Annotated in this window: 3 protein-coding genes and 2 pseudogenes; all 5 read right to left on the reverse strand. The window is 43.0% G+C overall.

All coding sequences use genetic code 11. From position 1 onward, the window contains the following. Positions 1-165: 165 nt before the first annotated feature. The 5 genes and pseudogenes from QUA77_RS28685 to QUA77_RS28700 all read right to left on the reverse strand — a co-directional run bounded on the left by QUA77_RS28685 (position 166) and on the right by QUA77_RS28700 (position 4,204). Complete coding sequence (locus QUA77_RS28685; protein WP_333454000.1) at positions 166-1,428, reverse strand: hypothetical protein; 1,263 nt, start codon at positions 1,426-1,428, stop codon at positions 166-168. Between the two features lie 203 nt (positions 1,429-1,631). After that, positions 1,632-2,831: pseudogene (locus QUA77_RS28690) on the reverse strand (ISAs1 family transposase). 170 nt (positions 2,832-3,001) lie between these two features. Further along, positions 3,002-3,478 (reverse strand): hypothetical protein, encoded by a 477-nt coding sequence (locus QUA77_RS28695; RefSeq protein ID WP_333454001.1) that lies wholly within the window; start codon positions 3,476-3,478, stop codon positions 3,002-3,004. 87 nt (positions 3,479-3,565) lie between these two features. After that, positions 3,566-3,925: pseudogene (locus tag QUA77_RS29475) on the reverse strand (transposase); the annotation flags it as partial. A 30-nt stretch (positions 3,926-3,955) separates the two neighbouring features. Beyond that, the gene (locus QUA77_RS28700) at positions 3,956-4,204 is read right to left on the reverse strand and encodes a hypothetical protein (protein ID WP_333454003.1); all 249 of its coding nucleotides are present in this window, start codon (positions 4,202-4,204) and stop codon (positions 3,956-3,958) included. Positions 4,205-4,282 lie beyond the last annotated feature (78 nt).

Genomic DNA, 4,282 nt, shown 5'->3' on the forward strand with positions numbered 1-4,282 from the left:
TTTTCTTGTTTTATTGACCCTACATTAGATTCTTCTGAGTCCTTGTGTCAAGCCTAATTGAGATGCTCTTACCCTGAATATAGTTTAGAAAGCGATCGCGATCTTCTGCGGGCGATCGCTCAGAGACGCGGTTGTACTTCGTTTAAATAAAAAATGAACAATGAACTAATTAGAAGAGGGAACAGGCGTTGGCGGTAATTTTTGGCTCGGTACAGGTGCGCTAGAGGGAATAGGAACTGGCGGTAATTGTTGTCTCGGTACAGGTAGGGAAGTTGGTTGGGGTTGCGGTTGAGGCAAACCGGGAACACGGATATATCTCCAATTACCAGTAAACAATAGGTACATAACACCCGCAAGCACGACACCACTAACAACAGCAGCAGTAATTTTCCAAACACTGTAGGGACGTTCGCCTTGAACTTCAGCGGTGCGTGCATTAACCATTACTTGATATCGTTGGTTTTGATAACGATAGGCACACAGCCACACAGGTAGCAAAATATGCTTAAAAGTGATACCACTGTAATCAGTAGAAATGCTGTGAACCCGCTGTTCGTCGCCACCAATATTCCTACAAACATCCGAGTGAATAGTACCGGCCATGACATTTTTAGCAGATTCAAATCCTTGAGTGAGAGAAACTTGCGATCGCTGCGCTTCAAACCCAGCTAAATAAGATGAATTGTAAGGGCGCAGCGACTCCTTGAGATGCCAAGGTTCTAACGCATCCAGACGCGGGCGATCGATCGAAGTTGTAGCGGGAATCAGAATATCGTCAAAAAAGCGATCGACTCTGCCAGAAGCAGGCCACCACCTGGTATGTTGCACTTGGCGAGTCTTAGTTTCAGTTTCGCCCTGCGAGTTGGTTTCCGTATAAGTTTCAGTCACGTAGTAGTGTTCTCCGCGATCGCCCCTATAGTAACTAACCGTATAAGTGTCGTAAGTCCAAAACGGCAAATAAACCCCTTGAATTTTCTCCTGTTGCGCTAGGGATTTCAAAGCAGAGGGAGCAAACCAGCGATTGCTGAGCCACTTCTGAATGCTTTCTCTAGCCTGTTTATCAGTAACTTCAAAGGGAACAATTCCCTCTGGATGCACGCTAGGGCTAGCTTTTTCAGGTTGCGTCACAATTGGCGAAGCACAAAATGGGCATTTACCCGCTACTTTCGGCGGTTCAAAAGTAACACTTGCTCCGCAATCATTGCATTTTACTTCAAGGGCTGTTGTTGATAAAGTTGTCAGCGTCGTGCGATCGAGTTGGAGATATTGTTCGTAAGAATTTTCCTTTACCTCTTCAGCAGTTTGGGGAATTGCATCTTCCCAGCCGCAGTAAGCACACTTGAGTTTTCCTGCTTGGGGATTGAATTCTAAATAAGCCCCGCAGCTAGGACAGGGAAAACGTTTAACAGCAGTTTCCGAAGTATTCATAATGGTTAATTGGTGATCAGGGTAAACGCATCTAAATTAATTTGACAAAAACGTAGATTTGTGGATTACTAAATAACTAAAAAAACCTTCGTGAAATTCTTAAGTTTAACCCAGGTAAGCAGATTAAATCAGAACTTTAAGATTTTTTTAAGTTCTTAAAGCCAGATAATTTTTATTCCGAGATTGGTGTTATATTTCGAGCGTTAACTGACAGAGTTTAAAACCTGAACGAGATAATTATTGTCCATTGCCGCTCGATACCGTTTCATTTTTACACTTTGTTTAGAAGTTTTCTCTTGTTTCAGTAAATTTATGGCTAAACGACGTAAAAGTGCAAAATTTTCGGGAGAGTTCTGTTTGCGAATCCGGCTTTCATCTTCGCGAAATGTAACATCTAGCGTCCAATGCAAGCTATTTTCAATGCCCCAATGACTGCGGATAGCTAGGGCGATTTTCTCCACATTACTGCTTAAACTACTCAAGTAAAAACGAGTTGCCGTGGTAGTTTTATTCCACAACCGTCGTTCACTAACTATCATGACTACTGTTTTTAATCCCGTCCATAATCCTTGATTATGGAGAGGTGGTAACTCGGATACATCAACAGTCCAGACTTGTCTTTTTTCCACTCGATGATGTCCAGCTTCTACTTGTTCATAATAGCTATACTCTCTCCCTAACTATTTTTCTTTTTGGGCTAATTCAAACCACTCTTTTACAGCTTGGTAGAGGAGTTTTTGATTCCCTTTTAAAGCTAAAACATAATCTCCTTTTTTCTTGACAATCAAAGATGTTATGTTTTTTTGACAGCCCATAGCATCTATGGTTATTACACTTCCGGCGATTTCTAACATTTCTATTAATGCCGGAATTGCTGTGAGATCGTTAGATTTTTTATCCACTTTTTTTTGCCCTAACACTAATTGATGAGATGCAGACCAGGCTGTAACTATATGTAGCGCTTTTTGCTGGTCATTTCGGTCATAAGATTGTTTCATTGTTTTGCCATCAATGGCAATCACGTTTAGTTCTAATTCCCCCACTATGGCATTTACCCAACTCAAAAAACATTCTTGAAACTGCTGCGGTTCAATTCGGGCAAATACCCGACTAAATGTGTCATGAGATGGTATACCATTCGGTAATTCTAGAAAGCTTTTTAACCATTCATATTTGGCATTACCATAGTCTTCTATTGCCACCCATCCGTCGGCACCGCTGAGGACAGCTAGAATCGCAATCGCGATAATATCTTTAAGTAAGTGTTCTTTACTTCTTTCTATCCTTGGGTCTTTCAAATTGGCAAAATGCTCTAAAAAACTGGTATTTAAAAGATTCATTGAAGGCAAGTAATCTATTTGTTTTTGTGGCGAAGTTACAGCTTTACTAAAACCTCTTGCCATTGATAGCACCAATAAACTACAACAAACTACATTGAAATTTAGTCGGATTTAACTGTAGCATATTTTGGGTTAAATTTAACTGGAGTTTAGACTAAAAAATACCTCTAACAGCAAATCTCTCGCTAGTTAAAAACTGACGAGAGCGTCCATAAAGCTTAAAATATTACCGCTCAGGTGGTGACTTTTGCTACCTTCTTTTTCTTGGCCAACCCTTTTTTGACCGTTGGACAGGGAGGACGTTTCTTTCTTTGTTTCCCTATGGGCCAACCAGGAGACTTTCCGCGAGGTTTGGGATGAGGTGCAGGAGAACCAATCCTCGCTAAAAGTGGGGCAAAAGAATTGGCAATACGACCAGGGGTTAATTTAGTCATGGGCTTCTGCCATGGTAAAGGAGAATCCTCAACAACATTGCTTGCCAGCCACAATTGCCAAGTGATCAATGGCATCAGGTCTGACCAAGTTTCCATTTGTTTAGGAGTAGACAATTGAGGAACAGTCCAATGGAGCCGTTGACGGACAAGGCGATACCAATGCTCAATCGCAAATCGGCGCAGGTATTTTGGCCATATTTCAGCGAGGGCGGGCTGGTCTGACGCAATCCAAATTAACCATAAAGGCTTGGAGTTAGGTACATCGAGGCGTTCCACGAGAATGAGGTCAAAGGGATGCTCTGGGGCTTGCTTTAAGTGAAGGGTTCCCCATTGCCGTACCCGTAATCGACCGAGTTTAGGGTCTTAGGTTGTCATCTCTGTTTGAGCTACATCCCAGGTATCCTCGTCTTTGAGGCTGAATTTTTGACCGTGCTGAGACGGTCTGCCCTGTCCTTGGTATGGTTCTGGAGCATGATATAAAACTCGGTTGGGGCGTAACCTGATCAGCTTGTTACAGTTGATGTCTGCGGTTTGTTTGAGAAAGGGGGCACTCCCATACTCTCCATCGCCTAAGAATAGTATTGGACCTGAGATTTCAGCGCTGACTTGACGTAACTGAGTAGCGGCTTTCTCAATCGGGGTATCAAAACTGGTAATGCGCTCATGGAGCAACGGTAAGGCCCAACTTCCTTCAGACTCAGGTATCCAAGCAATAGTGCTATATCCCTGACCAACGGTTACGGGTTTGCCCCCTCAGAGCACAGATGGCTGATGTTCATAGGTGCGCTCTTGAAGTGTTTTTGCATAAGGGCGTGACCAGGCTGTATGGTCTCCTGCTAAAACCACGACTGCTGAGTCGGGGATGTGACTCAAGTATTCCCGCATCAACCCTTGACGAGGTGGGCTGCCATCTTGTAGTGCTTCATAGATACTCGACCATTCTCGGCGAAATAATGGGCTTAAGGATAGCTCCACAAAAGAGGTGGTATACCGTGTCGTCAATACTAGACCTCTTGCGAAAGTCTCAGGCGATGGCTAATTTGTCTTCAAAGAAAGTTCATAATTATAAATACCAGCTAT

The sequence above is a fragment of the Microcoleus sp. K5-D4 genome, from assembly GCF_036704575.1.
In the GTDB taxonomy this organism is placed as follows: Bacteria; Cyanobacteriota; Cyanobacteriia; order Cyanobacteriales; family Microcoleaceae; genus Microcoleus.